Source organism: Bacillus sp. FDAARGOS_527 (assembly GCF_003812125.1).
Classification (GTDB): domain Bacteria; phylum Bacillota; class Bacilli; order Bacillales; family Bacillaceae_G; genus Bacillus_A; species Bacillus_A paranthracis.
In genome coordinates this window covers 4,197,438-4,215,521 of the sequence record NZ_CP033795.1, presented here as the reverse complement: position 1 = coordinate 4,215,521, position 18,084 = coordinate 4,197,438, and the positions used below count along the sequence as shown (strand labels likewise).

Sequence of the window (18,084 nt, the reverse complement as noted above, 5' to 3'; positions counted from 1 at the left end):
CCCTGATTTTTAGAGTGAAGGGAATGGAATGAACATGCAAGGAAGAGTAAAATGGTTCAATGCAGAAAAGGGATTTGGGTTTATTGAGCGTGAAGACGGTGATGATGTGTTTGTTCATTTTTCTGCTATTCAACAAGATGGATATAAGTCATTAGAAGAAGGGCAACAAGTTGAGTTTGATATTGTAGAGGGAGCACGTGGACCACAAGCAGCTAATGTTGTAAAACTGTAGGTATATTGTTTTTGGGAAGAGAAAGCTGCGTTTGTGGCAACGTTATATATATGGTAGAACCTCTTGTTTTTTGCAAGGGGTTTTTGTTATGAATGGAGTTGTCAAAAAGTTGTTTCTTTTCTGTAACGAATTGTCCACAGTTATATTCGTTATTCACGATGTTAATAGGATAAAATAAAGATAGAAACGATGCATCTTTTCATTTCAACAAAAAACGATAAAAAAATCGCAATTCCACTAATTTTTTTAAAAAAGTTAGAAGGAGTTTTTAAGCCGGTGTCGAAATTATAGTACATAGGCTTGAAAGGAGGAATTCATCTATGAAATTCAACATTCGTGGTGAAAATATTGAAGTAACTCCAGCATTAAAGGAATATGTAGAGAAAAAACTAAGTAAGTTAGAGCGTTATTTTGATACATTCCCAGAGATTAAAGTTAATTTAAAAGTATACTCTGACAAGCAACGTGTCGAGGTAACAATTCCATTTACTGATTTATTACTTCGTGCAGAAGAAACTAATAGCGATATGTACGCTGCTATCGATTTAGTAGTTGATAAACTTGAGCGACAAATTCGTAAACATAAAACAAAAGTAAATCGTAAGTTACGTGAGAAAGGTTCTATGAAAACGAACTTTATCCTTCCAGAAGCAGTAGCTGTCCTGGATGAGGTAGAAGAGGATCAACTGGAACTTGTACGTACAAAACGATTCGATTTAAAACCGATGGACGTTGAAGAAGCGATCTTACAAATGGATATGCTAGGACATAATTTCTTCGTCTTCACAAATGCTGATACAAATGAAACTAATGTTGTATATGGCCGTAAAGATGGGAAATATGGTTTAATCGAAACTAAATAATAATTCAAAAGCGCAGCCGAAATGGCTGCGCTTTTTTTGCTGAAAATAGATTTTTTTTAAAAGTTTTCTTAATTTAGAACGAGACATTCGGCCGATTGTTGTCATAGTTATAAGACAAGTGTTACAATTATCATTAGGTATATACATTTTAGTTTTTTTAATTAGGAGAAAAATTGGCATAACATACATTTGATTCTTATAACGACTGATTGTAATAGAGAAAAAGAAAAAACAATCGGAAGTTTTATTTTAATAAAAAGAGGAGCGTATTTCCTATGATCGGTATTTTAAAAAAGGTGTTTGATGTAAATCAACGCCAAATTAAACGTATGCAGAAAACAGTTGAGCAAATTGATGCATTAGAGTCATCTATTAAGCCATTAACTGATGAACAATTAAAAGGGAAGACGCTTGAATTTAAAGAACGTCTAACAAAAGGTGAAACAGTAGATGATTTACTACCTGAAGCTTTTGCGGTTGTTCGTGAAGCTGCGACTCGTGTTCTTGGAATGCGTCCGTATGGTGTACAGTTAATGGGTGGTATTGCCTTACATGAAGGGAATATTTCTGAGATGAAAACGGGTGAAGGTAAAACGTTAACATCTACATTACCTGTATATTTAAATGCTTTAACAGGAAAAGGTGTTCACGTTGTTACAGTCAATGAATATTTAGCACAACGTGATGCGAGCGAAATGGGACAACTTCATGAGTTCCTAGGATTAACAGTAGGAATTAATTTAAACAGTATGTCACGCGAAGAGAAACAAGAGGCTTATGCTGCTGATATTACGTATAGCACAAATAACGAGCTTGGATTCGATTACTTACGTGACAACATGGTTTTATATAAAGAGCAGTGCGTTCAACGCCCACTGCACTTTGCTATTATCGATGAAGTCGATTCTATCTTAGTCGATGAAGCGCGTACGCCACTTATTATTTCTGGACAAGCTCAAAAATCAACAGAGCTGTACATGTTTGCAAATGCATTCGTTCGTACGTTAGAAAATGAAAAAGATTATTCATTTGATGTGAAGACGAAAAATGTAATGTTAACAGAAGATGGTATTACGAAAGCGGAGAAAGCTTTCCATATTGAAAACTTATTTGATTTAAAACATGTAGCGCTTCTTCACCATATTAATCAGGCACTTCGTGCGCACGTTGTTATGCATCGTGATACAGATTATGTTGTACAAGAAGGCGAAATCGTAATTGTAGACCAATTTACTGGTCGTCTTATGAAAGGTCGTCGTTATAGCGAAGGGTTACACCAAGCTATCGAGGCAAAAGAAGGCGTAGAAATTCAAAATGAAAGTATGACGCTTGCGACAATTACATTCCAGAACTACTTCCGTATGTACGAAAAGTTATCTGGTATGACTGGTACAGCGAAAACAGAGGAAGAGGAATTCCGTAACATTTATAATATGAACGTTATCGTAATTCCAACGAACAAACCGATTATTCGTGATGACCGTGCAGATTTAATCTTCAAATCAATGGAAGGTAAATTTAATGCTGTTGTTGAGGATATTGTAAATCGTCATAAACAAGGGCAACCAGTTCTTGTCGGTACAGTTGCGATCGAAACGTCAGAACTTATTTCAAAAATGTTAACGCGTAAAGGTGTACGTCATAACATCTTAAATGCAAAAAACCATGCGCGTGAAGCGGATATCATTGCAGAAGCAGGTATAAAAGGCGCTGTAACGATTGCGACGAACATGGCAGGTCGTGGTACAGATATTAAGCTTGGAGACGATGTGAAAAACGTTGGTTTAGCCGTTATCGGTACAGAGCGTCACGAAAGTCGTCGTATTGATAACCAGTTACGTGGTCGTGCTGGTCGTCAAGGGGACCCAGGTGTTACGCAGTTCTACTTATCAATGGAAGATGAACTAATGCGTCGCTTCGGTTCTGATAATATGAAAGCGATGATGGATCGCCTTGGTATGGATGATTCTCAGCCAATCGAAAGTAAAATGGTTTCTCGTGCAGTAGAATCTGCGCAAAAACGTGTAGAAGGAAATAACTATGATGCACGTAAGCAGTTACTACAATATGATGATGTACTTCGTCAGCAACGTGAAGTTATTTACAAACAGCGTCAAGAGGTAATGGAGTCTGAGAACTTACGCGGTATTATTGAAGGTATGATGAAATCTACAGTAGAGCGTGCGGTTGCACTTCATACACAAGAGGAAATTGAAGAAGATTGGAACATTAAAGGTCTTGTTGACTACTTAAATACAAACCTTCTGCAAGAAGGAGATGTGAAAGAAGAAGAATTACGTCGCCTTGCTCCAGAGGAAATGAGCGAGCCAATTATCGCGAAATTAATAGAGCGTTACAACGAAAAAGAGAAGCTTATGCCAGAAGAGCAAATGCGTGAGTTCGAAAAAGTTGTTGTATTCCGTGTTGTAGATACGAAATGGACAGAGCATATCGATGCGATGGATCACCTTCGTGAAGGTATTCATTTACGTGCTTACGGTCAAATTGATCCACTTCGTGAGTATCAAATGGAAGGGTTCGCAATGTTCGAATCAATGATTGCTTCTATTGAAGAGGAAATTTCTCGTTACATTATGAAAGCTGAAATTGAACAAAACTTAGAGCGTCAAGAAGTTGTTCAAGGTGAAGCTGTTCACCCATCTAGCGATGGCGAAGAGGCGAAGAAAAAACCAGTTGTAAAAGGTGACCAAGTGGGCCGCAACGATTTATGTAAATGTGGTAGTGGTAAAAAATATAAAAACTGCTGTGGCATTGGGAAGTAATATAGGGCGGTAGCCCAGGCTGCTTTGCAAACTTTTACATCAAAAATGTATAATTAAGAAGGATTAAACTCTCTCCGTCATAAGTGGAGAGAGTTTCCCTTGTTTTCATGCGAAAGTAACAGCAATTACATAGAGGTGAAGGAAATGGAATTAGTAGAAATTAGACAGGAATTAGAGAAAATGGCTAAGAGATTAGCGGCTTTTAGGGGGTCTCTTTGACCTCCCTACTAAGGAGAAACAAATTGCAGAATTAGAAGAAAAAATGATGGGCGCAGGATTTTGGGATGACCAACAAGGCGCACAAGCTGTCATTAACGAAGCAAATGCGTTAAAAGATATGGTTGGGAGTTTCCGTCAGTTAGATGAGACATTCGAAAATTTAGAAATAACGCATGAACTTTTAAAAGAAGAGTATGATGAAGATTTACATGAGGAGCTTGAATCAGAAGTAAAAGGCTTAATTCAAGAAATGAATGAGTATGAGCTTCAGTTACTATTAAGTGATCCTTATGATAAAAATAACGCCATTTTAGAATTACACCCAGGTGCAGGTGGAACAGAGTCACAAGACTGGGGTTCTATGTTATTACGTATGTACACACGTTGGGCTGAAAAACGTGGGTTTAAAGTAGAAACTGTTGACTACTTACCAGGTGATGAAGCTGGTATTAAGAGCGTTACTTTATTAATTAAAGGTCATAACGCTTACGGTTATTTAAAAGCTGAGAAAGGTGTGCATCGTCTTGTACGTATTTCACCATTCGATTCTTCAGGCCGTCGTCATACATCGTTCGTATCTTGTGAAGTTGTACCTGAATTCAATGATGAAGTTGAAATTGAAATACGTACAGAAGACTTGAAAATTGATACGTATCGTGCAAGTGGAGCAGGTGGACAGCACGTCAATACGACAGATTCAGCAGTTCGTATTACGCATACACCGACAAATACGGTTGTAACGTGTCAGTCAGAGCGTTCTCAAATTAAAAACCGTGAGCATGCGATGAAAATGTTAAAAGCGAAATTATATCAAAAGAAATTAGAAGAGCAACAAGCGGAGTTAGATGAAATTCGCGGAGAACAAAAAGAAATCGGATGGGGTAGCCAAATCCGTTCTTACGTATTCCACCCATATTCTCTTGTGAAAGACCACCGTACAAATACAGAGGTCGGTAATGTGCAAGCAGTTATGGATGGAGAAATTGATCCGTTTATTGATGCTTACTTACGTTCTCGCATCTAATAAGCTAAGTGAAAAAAAGCCAACAAAATTGTTGGCGCACGTTGAGGATATAGAGGACATAAAGAGTGCTATTTTATTTATATGGATGAAGTACAGAGGAAGAGAAGTTGGAAACGACAACTTCTCTTTTTGATGGGATTATATGTAGCATACAATGTTGTATATTGTTTTGTAAAAAGTAGAAAATAGTAAAACAGATTGGCAATAGAGTAAGGCTTTCTACAGAATTTTTCTAAATTCCCGTTCAAAAAGAATCCTTTATAGAAGTTTATAAGTTGTTCACAGAATTGAAACAACTTATAAAAGCTTTATATCATTAGGGTTCTCACTTTATTTTTGAAGAATATGAAATACACCTTAGTTTTTCTATATAAAGATAATGCTTATAATGAAAATGAGTGTGTTAGGAATGAAAAGAATATCAACAATGGGGAGCGATAGAAGTGAAAAAGAAATTATTGGCTATTGCGCTAGGAACATCAGTCGTTTTTGCTTTAGGAGCGTGTGGAAATAAAGAAGAGAGTAAGCCTTCGAACCAGTCTGCAAGTACAGACAGTGCAGAACAAATTTTCCAAAGAAGTTGTGCTGGGTGTCACGCAACAGATTTATCAGGAGCAACTGGACCTGATTTAAGAAAAGTAGGCGGGAAGTACGACGCTGCAGATATCGAAGAAATTATTAAAAAAGGTCGCGGTTCAATGTCGCCAGGACTTATTCAAGGTGAAGATGCGAAAAAAGTAGCTGAGTGGTTAGCTGAACATAAATAAAAAGGGGTAAAATGGACGAGTTGATTCATATAATCAACTCGTTTCCCTTTTTTTGGAATGTAACATAACTGTAACAAAAATGTATCCAAACTGGAAACCGTTTGATGTTACAATGAGGTTTGTAGAATTTTGCTGAAATATATTACATAGAGTAGTATTGCTTAGAAAAAGAGTATAAGTAGACTACCTTCAACAAGAGTGGTTTAAAAGAGAATAAAGGTTTAGCTTTTATTTTCAAATGTACAGAAAAGTATTTCGAAAAAAATCATTAAGTATTGGGTGATAAATAATGATAAAAATGACGAATGTTTATAAGGAGTACCCGAATGGTATGAAAGCCATTGCTGGTCTCACAGTTAACATTAAACAAGGCGAGTTTGTATACGTAGTTGGACCGAGTGGAGCCGGAAAATCTACATTTATTAAAATGATGTATCGTGAAGAGAAGCCATCTACAGGATCAATTAATGTAAATGGTCTTACTATCGAGTCATTAGCAGAAAGAGACGTTCCATATTTCCGTCGTCAATTAGGCGTGATTTTCCAAGACTTTAAATTACTACCTAAATTAACGGTATATGAGAATGTTGCGTTTGCCTTAGAAGTAATTGAAGAAGAGCCAGATGCAATTCGTGAGCGTGTAACAGAAGTGTTAGGTCTTGTAGGTCTTGAAGATCGTGCAGACGCACTTCCAAGCGAACTTTCAGGCGGGGAGCAGCAACGTGTTGCGATTGCGAGAGCAATTGTTAATAGACCAAAGGTTGTAATTGCCGATGAGCCAACAGGTAACTTAGATATTGAAACAGCTCTTGATATTATGAAGATTTTCAAGCGCATTAATGAGCGTGGTACAACGATCGTTATGGCGACACATAACGCAGATATCGTAAATACAATCCGTCATCGTGTAATCGCGATTGAAGGCGGAAAAATTGTTCGAGATGAGATGGAGGGAGGATACGGATATGAAGGCTAAGACCCTTAGTCGACATTTGCGAGAAGGTGTAAAGAATCTATCACGTAACGGATGGATGACGTTTGCTTCTGTTAGTGCAGTAACAGTTACATTATTACTTGTAGGTGTCTTTTTAACAGCGATTATGAATATGAACCATTTTGCGACGAAAGTAGAGCAAGATGTAGAAATTCGTGTACACATTGATCCAGCAGCAAAAGAAGCTGATCAAAAGAAATTAGAAGATGATATGAGTAAGATTGCAAAAGTAGACTCTATTAAATATTCTTCTAAAGAAGAAGAGTTAAAACGTTTAATTAAAAGCTTAGGCGATAGCGGAAAGACATTTGAGTTATTTGAACAAGATAACCCACTTAAAAACGTATTCGTTGTAAAAGCAAAAGAACCAACAGATACAGCAACAATTGCGAAAAAGATTGAAAAAATGCAGTTTGTAAGTAATGTTCAGTACGGAAAAGGGCAAGTTGAACGATTATTTGATACTGTAAAAACTGGTCGTAACATCGGGATTGTGTTAATTGCTGGTCTTTTATTCACAGCGATGTTCTTAATCTCTAATACAATTAAAATTACAATTTATGCTCGTAGTACAGAAATCGAAATTATGAAACTTGTAGGTGCAACAAACTGGTTTATTCGTTGGCCGTTCTTATTAGAGGGATTATTCCTAGGAGTATTAGGATCAATTATTCCAATTGGCTTAATTCTAGTTACGTATAATTCGTTGCAAGGTGTGTTTAACGAAAAACTTGGCGGAACAATTTTCGAACTTCTACCATACAGCCCATTCGTATTCCAATTAGCTGGTTTACTAGTGTTAATCGGGGCTTTAATCGGTATGTGGGGAAGTGTAATGTCAATTCGTCGCTTCTTAAAAGTATAAAAAGTTGCAAACATAATTCGTACAAGCTTATCATATAGTAGAAATAGGTAAAGGCATCACACACTGTGTGATGCCTTTTGCTACACCACCTGTGTGTTTTGGAAAGGGGAATTCCGCATTGAAACGTAGAGTTGCAATTATTGGAATGGTTGTTGCATTTTTAATTGGTGCTGGCGGAATGTTTGCGGGTATGTCTTTATTTGGGGTTAACCCAGCAGAAGTAACGCAAACAATTTCGAATGGAAACGCTAGCACTGCGCAAGGGAATTTGGCAAAAATTAATGAGGCGTATGCACTAATTGATTCACGTTATGTGGAAGACGTGAAAGATGAAAAATTAGTCGAAGGTGCAATACAAGGCATGTTGTCTACGCTGAAGGACCCTTATTCCACGTATATGGATAAAGAAACGGCTAAACAGTTTAGTGAATCGCTTGATCCCGAGTTAGAAGGGATTGGGGCTGAGGTGAACAAAACGGACGGTAAGCTTATTATCGTATCTCCAATTAAAGGCTCACCAGCAGAAAAGATTGGAATTAAACCGAATGACCAAATTTTATCTGTAGATGGAAATAGTGTGAAAGATTTATCACGTGAAGAAGCAGTATTAAAGATTCGTGGTAAAAAAGGAACGACTGTTGCGATTGAAATTAAGCGTGCAGGAGTAGCTGATCCGATTGTATTTAAAATTAAGCGTGAAAAAATTCCAATCTTCACAGTGTTTAGCTCTGTGAAACAAGAGAGTGGAAAAGATATCGGTTATATGCAAATCACTTCTTTTGCTGAAAATACAGCGAAAGAATTTAAGGATCAGTTAAAAGAGTTAGAGAAGAAAAACATAAAAGGCTTAGTTATTGACGTACGTGGTAATCCAGGTGGCTACTTAAATAGTGTAGAAGAGATACTAGGAGAAATTATGACGGATAAAAAGCCGATGCTACAAGTAGAGCAAAGAAATGGTGAGAAGAAGAAATTCTCTACGGAACTAAAAGAGAGAAAGCCATATCCAATTTCAGTATTAATTGATAATGGAAGTGCTTCTGCTTCAGAGATTTTAGCGGGTGCGCTAAAAGAGGGAGAAGGATACGATTTAATTGGTGAAAAAACGTTTGGCAAAGGTACTGTTCAGCAAGCTGTTCCATTTAAAGATGGTAGCAATATCAAATTAACGATGTTCAAATGGTTAACACCGGATGGAAACTGGATTCATAAAAAAGGAATCAAGCCAACTGTAGAAGTGAAACAACCAGATTATTATCATGCGACACCAATTCAAATTGAAAAGACACTTTCATACAATGCAAATGATGTACAAGTAAAACATGCCCAAGAAATGCTTAAGAGTTTAGGGTATGTACCAGGACGTGAAGATGGCTACTTTAGTAAAGAGACAGAATCAGCCCTGAAAGCATTCCAAAATGCGAATAAGATGGAAGCGACAGGACAGCTCGACAAAAAGACAGCTGAGGCGATTCAAACGAAAATTATTGAAAAAATCCGTTCTGGAGAAAATGATCTACAATTACAGTCAGCATTAAAATTAATGGCGAAATAAAAAGAAATACAGGCAGTTTGCTGCCTGTATTTTTTTGTGTTAAACAAACGTTTGTCCAGTTATGATAATATAAAAAGAAAGAATGATATAAATGGTGGTGAATGGGTTCGTGGAGGCATGGATTTTTGAAATAATGCGGGCAGTTGGACGTTTTTTCTTACACCCTGCTGTCTATGTATTTTTAATAAGTAGTATCTTCGTTGGATACTTACGTATGTTACGAGAACGAAAAGATTTTTCTTTTAAAGTTTATGATATTTGGTTTGAACTGCGAACATCTTTATTTGCGGGAGTTAAATACGGATTAGTAGTATCTATTATTACAATTGGGCTCGGACTTGTTGTTTCTAAAGCGAGCTTATGGGCCATTTTACTTTGGACGTTACTGTTTGGATTAACTGCTATGTATCGATATTTATCAGCAGCTTATACATATAGTATCGCGATTGTATGTGTTCTATTATCTTCTAAGCTACCAGTTTCCTTCTTACAGCTTGGGGAAGGGGAAGAGAATACAATTGTGTCCCTTGCTATTTTGCTAGGCATTATGCTCGTTGTAGAGGGCTTGTTGATTTCTAAAAATGCAGTAGGATATTCGACGCCGAAGATTAGGAAGGGTAAGCGTGGACTAAAGATTGGTTTACACGAATCAAAGCGTTTATGGATCGTTCCTATTTTTATTCTCGTACCAGGTGACGCAGTAACGCAGTTTATTTCATGGTGGCCTGTCGTTTCAATCGGTTCTGATACATATTCTTTATTCCTCGTTCCATTTTTAATTGGATTTATGAGAAGGATTAGAAGTTATGAGCCGACGGAAGCTTTATTATTTACAGGAAGACGTGTGTACGGATTAGCAGGACTTGTGCTTGTTTTAGGAATCGCAAGTTATTGGTGGCACGTACTTGCCATTATTGCAATGGGCGTTGCAATGCTTGGACGTTTTACAATTTCCATGCAAGAGAAAATTGCGGATGAAACAAGACCAGCGTACTTCGCTGCACGTAATGATGGACTCGTTGTACTAGATACAATTCCAAATACAATTGGAGCAGAGCTGAATTTACTGCCTGGAGAAATGATTACGAAAGTAAATGGAGTCATTCCAAGAAGTGCTGAGGAATTTTATGATGCGCTTCAAACGAAGACGACAGGAGCATTTTGTAAGTTAGAAGTTTTAGATACAAATGGAGAACTTCGCCTTGCTCAAACGGCATTATACGCTGGTGGACATCACGAATTAGGTATTGTGTTTGTTCAGCAGGAGCATGAGTGGGATTCGGAAGCGATGTAATAGAAGAAAAGGTATCACCTTGTGGTGATACCTTTTTTTGTTTTTGGGGCGGGGGAAGGTAGTTAGTAAATGAAATTTATATCGGCGATTTTCCGAATATATCAGCGCAACTTGAAATATATCGGCGATTATTCGAATATATCGACTTTCCGGCCAAAAACGACAACTATTGCAAAGCTTATTTTCAGTTTCATAGACGGATAACTTGAATAATTATTTGATAATGGTTATCATTTAGGGAGTCTTTTTAATTTTGGAAAATGGAGGGAAGATATGCTACGTAAATTTTTTTCTTACTATAAACCGTATAAAGGTTTATTTATACTCGACTTTTCTTGTGCGGTCGTCGCAGGATTACTAGAACTTGGTTTCCCGCTTATCGTAAATCAATTTATTGATAAGTTATTGCCAGGGCAAAACTGGACGCTTATTTTATGGGCTTGTGTCGGCTTACTTGGAGTGTATATGTTAAATGCAGGCTTACAGTACGTTGTTACATATTGGGGGCATATGCTTGGCGTTAACATTGAAACGGATATGAGGCAGAAATTATTTGATCATATTCAAAAGCTATCATTCAGATTTTTTGATAATAATAAAACAGGTCATTTAATTTCACGCCTTACAAACGATTTAATGGAAATTGGGGAAATTGCTCACCACGGGCCAGAAGATTTATTTATCGCCGTAATGACTTTAGTTGGGGCATTTTCATTTATGATGATGATCAACTGGAAGTTAGCGCTATTAACGTTCTTCGTTATTCCATTCTTATTATGGTTGGCACTTTACTTCAATAAAAAAATGACAGGTACATTTAGACGTTTATTCTCAGATGTTGCTGATTTCAATGCATGTATTGAGAACAACGTTGGTGGTATCCGCGTTGTACAAGCATTCGGAAATGAAAAGTTTGAGAAAGAGCAATTTGCTGTTAATAATGCTCGTTTCCGTACAACGAAATTAATGGCGTATAAAATTATGGCGCTAAATTCGTCAATTAGTTATATGCTTATGCGTCTCGTAACGCTCTTCGTCTTAATATGTGGTACGTGGTTTGTTCTGCAAGGAGAATTAACGTACGGTGGATTTATCGGATTCGTTCTATTAACGAATATTTTTTTCCGTCCAATTGAAAAAATTAATGCGGTAATCGAAAGCTATCCGAAAGGGATCGCCGGTTTTAAAAGGTATGTAGAGCTTCTTGAAACAGAGCCAGATATTGTGGACTCTAAAGATGCAATGGAAGTGAGGCATGTACACGGTGATATTCAATATAACAACATTACGTTCGGTTATGAAAATAAAGAACCGATTTTAAATGATATTAGTTTGAAAATCCACGCAGGTGAAACGGTTGCGTTCGTTGGACCATCTGGAGCTGGGAAAACGACGTTATGTAGCCTATTACCACGTTTTTATGAGCAATCATCTGGATCGATTCAAATTGATGGTATTGATACGAAAGACATGACGTTATCTTCACTCCGTAAGCAAATTGGAATTGTGCAGCAAGATGTGTTCTTATTCTCAGGAACAATTCGTGAAAACATTGCTTACGGAAATTTAAAAGCATCAGAGGCTGAAATTTGGCAGGCAGTAAAACGTGCGCAATTAGAAGACTTAATTTACTCACAACCAGACGGTTTAGATACTGTTATCGGTGAGCGCGGCGTGAAACTGTCAGGCGGACAGAAGCAACGTTTAGCGATTGCTCGTATGTTCTTGAAAAATCCGCCAATTTTAATATTAGATGAAGCAACTTCTGCGCTAGATACAGAGACGGAACTTGCGATTCAAAAATCACTTGCTGAACTATCTGTCGGTCGTACAACATTAGTTATCGCTCATAGGCTTGCAACGATTAAAAATGCAGATCGAATCGTCGTTGTAAATAAAGATGGGATTGCAGAACAAGGTTCACATGATGAATTAATTGAACAAGGCGGAGGATATAGCAGATTATACGAAGCGCAATTTAGTTCGTAAATATAATTTTTGCCCAATTAGCACACCATATAAGTAGATGGAAATCTCATATGGGAGGAAATAAAGTATGATTGTAACAACAACGTCTACAATTCAAGGAAAAGAAATTATTGAGTATATCGATATCGTCAATGGAGAAGCGATTATGGGCGCGAATATCGTTCGTGATCTTTTTGCCTCTGTTCGTGACGTTGTCGGCGGTCGCTCAGGCGCTTACGAAAGCAAATTGAAAGAAGCACGTGACATCGCAATGGAAGAAATGAAAACTCTCGCAAGACAAAAAAATGCGAATGCAATTGTTGGCATCGACGTGGATTACGAAGTAGTTCGCGAAGGGATGTTAATGGTCGCGGTGAGCGGGACTGCTGTTCGTATATAAAGTGAAACTTTAATCAGTGGGGTGTTTGTTCCCCACTGATTATTAGTTGAACCAATCGGGCATTAACGGGCAGTTGGTCTCCCATCTACCTTCTTTGCCTTAACCGAATTTTGAGGTGGGAGTCTTACTGCCCGTTAATGCGGGATAAAGTAAAAAGCCGTGCTGGTGCACGGCTTTTTACTTTATATGTCGAAGTTTCAATATTTCTTGGGAAATGCGGCAGGTCCCGTCGATATATAGGGAAGACATTAGAGTGCTTCTTTACATTTCTGGATTTGAACTAATAATGTTTCGTATTCTTGTTCGAGAGATTTGATGTCATCGTGCTGATTTGGTATGGAAATTCGGCCGATGATTTCTGTTAATTTTGTTTGTAATCGTAATAATTCTTGTTCAGTAACGTTTACAGAATCCCCGGTTGTTCTGTTTGTGTATTGCTCGTAATTACCGTGGAATACTCTTGGTTCACTCTCATCTACTTGTAGAATATGGTCTGCAACAGAACGAATGAAGGCACGGTCATGGCTGATGAAAAGTATAGTGCCAGGATACTCTTGTAACATGCTTTCTAATTCTTCTTGCGTCGCTAAGTCTAAATAGTTTGTCAAACTTATTTCAGCTTGTGATTTTTGAATTCGTTATTATAAACTTGTGCCTTAGCTATCGCCTCAGCATCATTTTGAATTTCATCTAATCCATTCGCATCCCCAATAATATAACCTTCAAATGATGAACCAACAAAATCAAAGATGTATTGGAACTGGGAGATAAGCGGTAATGCTTTTAGTTTCGGATTATCGCCGCCAACGATAACAATGTACATTTTTTTACCTTTCATTTTTTCTTTGAAATGAAGAGATGTATCGCGCAAGCTTTGTGACCAGCGATCGACGAAGTTTTTCATATGACCGCTCATCCCGTACCAATATAATGGTGTAGCAAAGATAATTGTGTCGTGCTCTAACATGCGTTTCGTTAACTGCTCGTAGTCATCATCTACAGGTTGGAATCCTTCTGCATCATGACGCTGGTCTGTAATAGGATAGACTGTGTGATCACGTAAATAAATTTGTTCTGTTTCAATTCCATCAACCATCATATGTGTTAAAGCTTCCGTATTTCCATTTTGTCTTGAACTGCCGTGTATAACAAACATGTAATCATTCCTTTTCTTTTGCTTGTTTTAGGAGTGAAACGTGTTTTTGCAAATTCGTTTGAATATTGGAAAGCAATGAGATTTGCTTTGTTACTTCATTAAGTTTATCTTCATAAAGTGTAAGGATGCTGCTGCACGGATTGTCGTATAAGTGCGGTTCAATTTCAAGGCAGCGCAGCATCCTTGCCGTCTCTTCTAAATTTAAGCCAATTTGTAAGTACATTTGAATAAGCTCCACTTTTTCGATGGCACTTTCGTCAAAATCACGATAGCCATTTGCGAGGCGCTTCGAAGGGAGCAATCCCTTTTCTTCGTAATGTCTTAGTGACCTTTCGCTAACGCCAGTTTCTTTTGATAACTCCCCAATTCGCAATGCGTTTCACTCCTTTTACATGTATTGTAAACCTTCACACTAATGTGAAGGTCAATGCTGTTTTTTCGCAAAAGAATTTACATGATTTAGAAACACTTGAATAGCTTTAGACGGAATAAAATATTTGCCGCGCACGATGGAGAATGGACGGATGAGTTGTTCATCTGGAACTTCGACGTGGAATAGTTCTTTTGCCAGTAGCTCTTTCCGTACAGTCCAATCAGAAAGGATAGCGATGCCAAGCCCGGCAGCGACAGCTTCCTTTACACTTTGGATACTACTAAAGGTAAAGAATCGTTTCATTTTTAAATGGTGTTGATGAATAAAGAGATCACTATAAGCACGTGTTCCAGAACCGCTTTCTCTTAATACCCACACTTGATCTTGGAGTGTCCTTTCATTTATTTCATTTGTGCGGAGTAGTGGATGGTTTGGCGGGACGACGAGTTTCATTTCATCTTGCATAAACGTTTCAACATCAACGTCGGCGTATACGACTTGCCCTTCCACTAAGCCGATATCAATTTGATTAGAGCGAAGGCTTTGCAAAACGTCTTCTGTATTTGAAATAAAGGTATGAACTTCGACGCGTGGATTTTCATTGGCATAATTAGCGAGTATTTTTGGAAGTAAGTATTCGCCAATTGTAAAACTAGCACCGATGCGAAGCGTTCCTGTTACAACGTTATGTAGTTCGTTAATTTCTTGTTTGGCATCTTCGTAAAGAGAGAGCATTTGCTTTGCGTGTATATATAATATGTTTCCGGCCTCGGTCACTTGAACGTGCTTCGGGGATCGCTGAATGAGTGTAGTTCCAAATTCGTTTTCTAAGTTGCGAATGTGCATACTTACGCCAGGCTGTGAAAGGTTTAATAATTCTGCTGCACGGGAGAAATGTTTCTGCTCAACGACAGTAACAAAAATTTTTAAAATGTCTACGTTCATATTATCTGCTCCTTTCTTTTTCTATCATCTTATCATAAGTATTTCTGATGATAGAGATTTGGTATTGGTATTAAACTTATTATAGAAACTCTCTTATAATGTAAGTAGAAAGAACATGCATGTTCCAATACGATTATTGGAGTGGTTCAAAGTGGAACAAACACTTGTTATACAAAAGAAGAAGCGTTTTGGATTTTCGCAAGGAATTGGGATTACACTATTAATCGCAATCGTGGCGAAATATTTAGCGGAGCTTCCATTTTTAAATATTATGGGACAATTAGTAATTGCTATTCTAATTGGGATGGTTTGGCGTGCGGCAATTGGAGTCCCTCATGAAGCAATTGCGGGGACGAACTTTGCGAGTAAGAAGTTGCTTCGCTTTGGGATTATCTTACTTGGAATGCGATTAAATCTTGTTGATATTGCGAAGGCAGGGCCGAAAGTATTGGTCATTGCAGCGGTGGTTATTACATTCACGATTTTCGTTGTATATGGACTAACAAAAGTATTTAAGGTAGAAAAGAAACTTGGGATTTTAACAGCATGTGGAACAGCAATTTGCGGGGCGGCAGCGGTCGTGGCAATTGCGCCGCAAGTGAAAGCAAAAGATGATGAAACAGCAGTTGGGGCTGCAATCATTGCTATTTTAGGTACGATATTTACGCTTATTTATACGCTATTATATCCAGTGCTTGGCTTTTCTCCGTACGGCTACGGTGTATTCTCGGGTGCGACGCTGCACGAAATCGCTCATGTTATCGCAGCTGCGGCGCCAGGAGGAAGCACGGCTGTAGACATCGCAGTTATCGTGAAGTTAACGCGCGTTGCAATGCTTGTACCAGTAGCGATTTTAATTGGTCTATGGTTTGGTAAGAGTGAGGGAAGCAAGGAAAAAAGATCATGGCGCGACCTTCCAATTCCGTGGTTCATTTTCGGATTTTTAGCGATGAGTGCGGTGCATTCTCTTGGCGTGATTCCAGAAGTTGTTGCGGGATATATTGTAGTCATCGCTTATATGCTTATCGCAATGGCGATGGCAGGGCTTGGCTTAAATATAGAGTTTAAAACGTTCCGTAAGTTAGGAAGCAAAGCATTCGTGGCAGGGCTAATTGGCTCGGTTTGCTTATCGGTGCTTGGATATGTTCTTGTATATGCGTTAGGATTTATGTAGTAGAGGAGAAAGCTGTTCCCGAAGGTATTTAGGGACAGCTTTTTCTTATGCTTATCTTGCTACGGACGTCAGTAAGTCGATATATTTGAAAAATCGCCGATATAAATTGAATTACTCTTGTACTTTGTTAGAGTGGATGTTCAGTGAAATATTTTCCAATTATAAGTAAAGATATCTTTACTTATAATTGGAAAATATTTATAATTCAAGTAAAGATATCTTTACTTTTGAAGGTGGAGCCTATGGGTGTAAAAAATAAAATTAAAGAATTAAGAAAGCAACATCATATAACGCAAGTTGAAATGGCAAAGGCGATGCAGGTGACGCGGCAGACAATCGTGGCGATTGAAAACCATCATTACAATCCGAGTCTAGAGTTATCCTTAAAAATTGCCAAATATTTTGGAGTGAAGGTGGAAGAAATATTTACGCTAGAGTAAGGGGAGGAAAAATGAACGATACGAAAAAGTTAGTGATCGGTGCGACTTTTGGATTGTTTTTGGGAGACGTTATAGTTCATATTATGAATCCGGCTATACCAATTTTACCGCTCGTATGTAGTAATATTTTAGCGATTGTATTTCTAGTGTTGTATACAAATTACAAAAATCGTAAGTACAGAAAAGAAGAACTTCCCGATATAGATGAGCGAGTAAATGAAAATATAAAAAAGCATGTAAACGTCTCATTTGTATTCGCATTTCTGTTTCTTATTATTTATATTGTTGCGAGTAAAGTAATAGGCAGGACTGTTATACCAGTGCAAGAAATATTTCTGATATGCAGTGCCTTATTTGCGGGTAGTCTCATCATAGGAGTTATGGTAGGCAAACGAGCATAGTGATAGGAGGAATGAAAAATGCAAGATGAGTTTGAGAGATTTCAGTCAGATAAAGCGTTTAAATATTTAGGGTTGTTTTTAGCGATTAGTTTAGCCATATGGAGTTTGTACAATTTAATTGTTTACGGAAGTGCTGGTATGCCGTTTGTTTTATTTGTACTAGGACTGTGGGTGTATTTTCTTGTGAACTATTGGCCGAAGTGGAAGTATAGAAATCAAAAAGAGGCGGATCATGTATGAGTAAGCAAGATGTTATAAGGTTTATAGGAAGTTTATTTTTAGCGGAGCTTATTTTAAATGCGAGTTTAATAATGTTAAGTATTTCATGGAGAACTATTTTCATATCGAATGTAGCACTAGTCATTTTATATGGCATTGCGGAATATAGAGAACAGAAGCGTTTGAAAGAAGAGGGAATACCGTCGATTGATGAGCGAGTTGTGAATAAGATGAAGTCATATTTTACGATTAGTATGACAAGCTTCGTTTTCTTGTTCATTATGTATCTTTGTGTAAATAAGTATTTAGACAGGCCAGTAGTACATGTAAATGAGTTATTATATATTGCTATTTTTGGTCTATTAATAAGTATGGCATCGACGAGCGTGTTAGCAACAAGGAATAGATAGAA

The 18,084-nt window shown here is 37.7% G+C and carries 20 protein-coding genes; 16 read left to right on the top strand and 4 right to left on the bottom strand.

The window, feature by feature from the left end; genetic code table 11:
• Positions 1 to 34 precede the first annotated feature (34 nt).
• The 11 genes from cspC to EGX95_RS24680 all read left to right on the top strand — a co-directional run bounded on the left by cspC (position 35) and on the right by EGX95_RS24680 (position 12,964).
• Positions 35 to 232 carry a cold shock protein CspC gene (cspC, locus tag EGX95_RS24730; protein ID WP_001162041.1) on the top strand — a complete coding sequence of 66 codons (198 nt, stop codon included), beginning with the start codon at positions 35 to 37 and terminating at the stop codon, positions 230 to 232.
• 320 nt (positions 233 to 552) lie between these two features.
• Positions 553 to 1,095: a ribosome hibernation-promoting factor, HPF/YfiA family gene (hpf, locus tag EGX95_RS24725; RefSeq protein ID WP_000671191.1), complete on the top strand. Its 543-nt coding sequence runs from the start codon at positions 553 to 555 to the stop codon at positions 1,093 to 1,095.
• 275 nt (positions 1,096 to 1,370) lie between these two features.
• Positions 1,371 to 3,878: a preprotein translocase subunit SecA gene (secA, locus tag EGX95_RS24720; protein ID WP_000579382.1), complete on the top strand. Its 2,508-nt coding sequence runs from the start codon at positions 1,371 to 1,373 to the stop codon at positions 3,876 to 3,878.
• Positions 3,879 to 4,022: 144 nt separating this feature from the next.
• A protein-coding gene (gene prfB, locus EGX95_RS24715; RefSeq protein ID WP_096334510.1) for a peptide chain release factor 2 occupies positions 4,023 to 5,121 on the top strand; the annotation gives its coding sequence in 2 pieces (ribosomal slippage) (positions 4,023 to 4,094 and positions 4,096 to 5,121; 1,098 coding nt in all).
• Between the two features lie 443 nt (positions 5,122 to 5,564).
• Complete coding sequence (cccB, locus tag EGX95_RS24710) at positions 5,565 to 5,888, top strand: cytochrome c551 (protein ID WP_000727968.1); 324 nt, start codon at positions 5,565 to 5,567, stop codon at positions 5,886 to 5,888.
• Positions 5,889 to 6,177: 289 nt separating this feature from the next.
• Positions 6,178 to 6,864 (top strand): cell division ATP-binding protein FtsE, encoded by a 687-nt coding sequence (gene ftsE, locus EGX95_RS24705; RefSeq protein ID WP_000594317.1) that lies wholly within the window; start codon positions 6,178 to 6,180, stop codon positions 6,862 to 6,864.
• A complete protein-coding gene (gene ftsX, locus EGX95_RS24700) occupies positions 6,854 to 7,747 on the top strand; it encodes a permease-like cell division protein FtsX (RefSeq protein WP_000645019.1) in 894 nt (297 codons plus the stop codon). Before ftsE ends, ftsX begins: the two co-directional genes overlap by 11 nt.
• A gap of 70 nt (positions 7,748 to 7,817) precedes the next feature.
• The gene (locus tag EGX95_RS24695) at positions 7,818 to 9,302 is read left to right on the top strand and encodes a S41 family peptidase (RefSeq protein WP_001998618.1); all 1,485 of its coding nucleotides are present in this window, start codon (positions 7,818 to 7,820) and stop codon (positions 9,300 to 9,302) included.
• Between the two features lie 91 nt (positions 9,303 to 9,393).
• Complete coding sequence (locus EGX95_RS24690) at positions 9,394 to 10,596, top strand: PDZ domain-containing protein (RefSeq protein WP_033670100.1); 1,203 nt, start codon at positions 9,394 to 9,396, stop codon at positions 10,594 to 10,596.
• A gap of 273 nt (positions 10,597 to 10,869) precedes the next feature.
• Complete coding sequence (locus EGX95_RS24685; protein ID WP_000944630.1) at positions 10,870 to 12,585, top strand: ABC transporter ATP-binding protein; 1,716 nt, start codon at positions 10,870 to 10,872, stop codon at positions 12,583 to 12,585.
• A gap of 67 nt (positions 12,586 to 12,652) precedes the next feature.
• Positions 12,653 to 12,964 (top strand): YbjQ family protein, encoded by a 312-nt coding sequence (locus EGX95_RS24680; protein WP_000637525.1) that lies wholly within the window; start codon positions 12,653 to 12,655, stop codon positions 12,962 to 12,964.
• A 248-nt stretch (positions 12,965 to 13,212) separates the two neighbouring features.
• Here EGX95_RS24680 and EGX95_RS24675 read toward each other — a convergent pair whose 3' ends face one another.
• Genes EGX95_RS24675 through EGX95_RS24660 form a run of 4 tightly spaced genes read right to left on the bottom strand, consistent with a single transcriptional unit; the run spans position 13,213 to position 15,438 of the window.
• The gene (locus tag EGX95_RS24675) at positions 13,213 to 13,572 is read right to left on the bottom strand and encodes a hypothetical protein (RefSeq protein ID WP_000186327.1); all 360 of its coding nucleotides are present in this window, start codon (positions 13,570 to 13,572) and stop codon (positions 13,213 to 13,215) included.
• A 2-nt stretch (positions 13,573 to 13,574) separates the two neighbouring features.
• A complete protein-coding gene (locus EGX95_RS24670; RefSeq protein WP_000497632.1) occupies positions 13,575 to 14,120 on the bottom strand; it encodes a flavodoxin family protein in 546 nt (181 codons plus the stop codon).
• A 4-nt stretch (positions 14,121 to 14,124) separates the two neighbouring features.
• Positions 14,125 to 14,493: a MerR family transcriptional regulator gene (locus EGX95_RS24665; RefSeq protein ID WP_001219201.1), complete on the bottom strand. Its 369-nt coding sequence runs from the start codon at positions 14,491 to 14,493 to the stop codon at positions 14,125 to 14,127.
• Positions 14,494 to 14,544: 51 nt separating this feature from the next.
• Complete coding sequence (locus tag EGX95_RS24660; RefSeq protein ID WP_123805765.1) at positions 14,545 to 15,438, bottom strand: LysR family transcriptional regulator; 894 nt, start codon at positions 15,436 to 15,438, stop codon at positions 14,545 to 14,547.
• Between the two features lie 151 nt (positions 15,439 to 15,589).
• Between EGX95_RS24660 and EGX95_RS24655 the strand changes: the two genes are divergently transcribed.
• The 5 genes from EGX95_RS24655 (at position 15,590) to EGX95_RS24635 (ending at position 18,082) form a co-directional block, all read left to right on the top strand.
• A complete protein-coding gene (locus tag EGX95_RS24655) occupies positions 15,590 to 16,612 on the top strand; it encodes a YeiH family protein (protein ID WP_000438457.1) in 1,023 nt (340 codons plus the stop codon).
• Between the two features lie 242 nt (positions 16,613 to 16,854).
• Positions 16,855 to 17,052, top strand: coding sequence for a helix-turn-helix transcriptional regulator (locus EGX95_RS24650; protein WP_000538359.1), 198 nt, complete (start codon positions 16,855 to 16,857; stop codon positions 17,050 to 17,052).
• Between the two features lie 11 nt (positions 17,053 to 17,063).
• Positions 17,064 to 17,453 (top strand): hypothetical protein, encoded by a 390-nt coding sequence (locus EGX95_RS24645; RefSeq protein WP_001000179.1) that lies wholly within the window; start codon positions 17,064 to 17,066, stop codon positions 17,451 to 17,453.
• Between the two features lie 18 nt (positions 17,454 to 17,471).
• Positions 17,472 to 17,693 (top strand): hypothetical protein, encoded by a 222-nt coding sequence (locus tag EGX95_RS24640; protein WP_001150191.1) that lies wholly within the window; start codon positions 17,472 to 17,474, stop codon positions 17,691 to 17,693.
• Positions 17,690 to 18,082 (top strand): hypothetical protein, encoded by a 393-nt coding sequence (locus tag EGX95_RS24635; RefSeq protein ID WP_000043107.1) that lies wholly within the window; start codon positions 17,690 to 17,692, stop codon positions 18,080 to 18,082. Before EGX95_RS24640 ends, EGX95_RS24635 begins: the two co-directional genes overlap by 4 nt.
• Positions 18,083 to 18,084: the final 2 nt, after the last annotated feature.